The sequence below is a fragment of the Bartonella queenslandensis AUST/NH15 genome (genome assembly GCF_000312585.1).
GTDB lineage: Bacteria > Pseudomonadota > Alphaproteobacteria > Rhizobiales > Rhizobiaceae > Bartonella > Bartonella queenslandensis_A.
On record NZ_HE998003.1, the window covers coordinates 121,123 to 122,850 of the forward strand.

Genomic DNA, 1,728 nt, shown 5'->3' on the forward strand with positions numbered 1-1,728 from the left:
TATTTTGAATTTTATTCAGTTTTTTGTCCTTAATTTAGAGTTTTTTAGTGGTTTATAGATCAACATCTTATAGTTGTTTATATTAAAAAATACACTAAAAAATTGTATTTAGACATAAATAAAACACATTATGATACAATCTAAAATGAGCTACCTACGTAGCCGCGGGATATTTTTCTAAATAGTTGAGAGTGGAGTGTGTATAATGCGGTATAAATACAAGTTAAGTTTTTCAGTATTGATGATCAGTAGTTGTCTTGCGCAATCTGCAAGTGCAGTTGAGAATAGGAATAGAGAGCTAAAAAGATTAGAACATATGGGAAATGGAGGGACGGTACCAAAAGGCTCAGCATTGATTAGTCATACTTTCAGCAATAATGTTACAATCGAAGATGGTGGTGTTGAGATTGTTGACGATGGAAAAACTTCCGTGGGATCCACTATTAAAAAAGGGGGGATGCAGATAGTTACACGTGCAGGAAATGCAATAAATGCTAAAATCCTTGGAGGTCAGCAGTTTGTTCATGAAGAGGAAAATATTGATCTTACACGTGTGGTGAGAAAAAGCAGTGCCTCTAATACCACAGTTTCTGGCGGTGGTGGAGCGGTAGGACAACAGAATATATATGATGGGGCAGAGGCTTGGAATACGAAAGTAGGAAATAACGGAGAACAAAATCTTTATACGGGAGAAAGAAAAGAGGGGGGAAGAGCAATGTTTACAGAAGTTTCTGGTAATGGGAGACAGCACGTTTTAGCAGGAGGAGAATCTTTGGCGACTACCTTGAGGGATAAAGCTACTCAAGTAGTATATCCTAGAGGGTTTGTGGATACTTTAACAATTACGGATTCTGCCAAATCATGGCTATATGTTGGTGTGCAAGGTGTTGTTGGAGAAGTAAGGGTCAATAATCTCGGAGAACTTTATTTATTTGCTGGTGATAGAATAAATCATACGACTAAAAAAAAGATTCCTATAAAGGGCAGACCTGAGGAAACAATATTTGAGGTTGGTGAACGGAACATAGGAGAGAAACCTCAGATTGAAATTGAAAATTTAGGGGGCAAGGAGGAACTGTTATTTTTACTTCTATCCCGTATGATCCACGTCATATTTCACTTCATGTTGAGCAACTTTCAGGAAATTTACATTTTCGATTCAATATTAGTCCTACGTGGGATGCGAGTGATTACCTGACAATTAGTGAGGGCGCTGGTAATCACAAAATAAATGTTGCAGATTCTGGTCGTGAAATTACAGGTTCTCTCTCTCAAAGGAATAGTTTTGTTACTGAGCTTTCGTTAATTACCGATAGAAGCCAAGGTGAAGGAGCCAATTTTACTCTGGCAGATCTTTCGGGGAAGGGCATTACAGCTGTTGATGGTGGAGCCTATCAGTATCAATTGCTGAAGAGAAAAAGATGTGCTAGTTCTAGTGGTAATGCTACAATTTGGTATTTAAGTAGAACTTCTGGAGATACGGAACGTTCTAGTACTGAAGTAGAGTGTGGAAATAAGAAAGTGAAAGTTTCTATTGCATTGTCTGCTGATAGTGGTGCATCGCCACAGAGAGGCGATTTTTCTGGAGGAAAAAGTAGTAATTCTCATGGATCTAAAAAAGGTTCACCTAAACAACGTCCTCCACGTCATTTAAGAGAAACACGGAATGTTTCTCGTGTTTCGGTATCTTCTTCTCAAGAAAATCAGACTCGTGTAGTGTTACCTCCA

Annotated in this window: 1 pseudogene; it reads left to right on the plus strand. The window is 38.2% G+C overall.

Annotation, left to right across the window (positions count from 1 at the left end):
- Positions 1-205 precede the first annotated feature (205 nt).
- Positions 206-1,728 (plus strand): annotated as a pseudogene (locus BN338_RS05690) (pertactin-like passenger domain-containing protein); the annotation flags it as partial.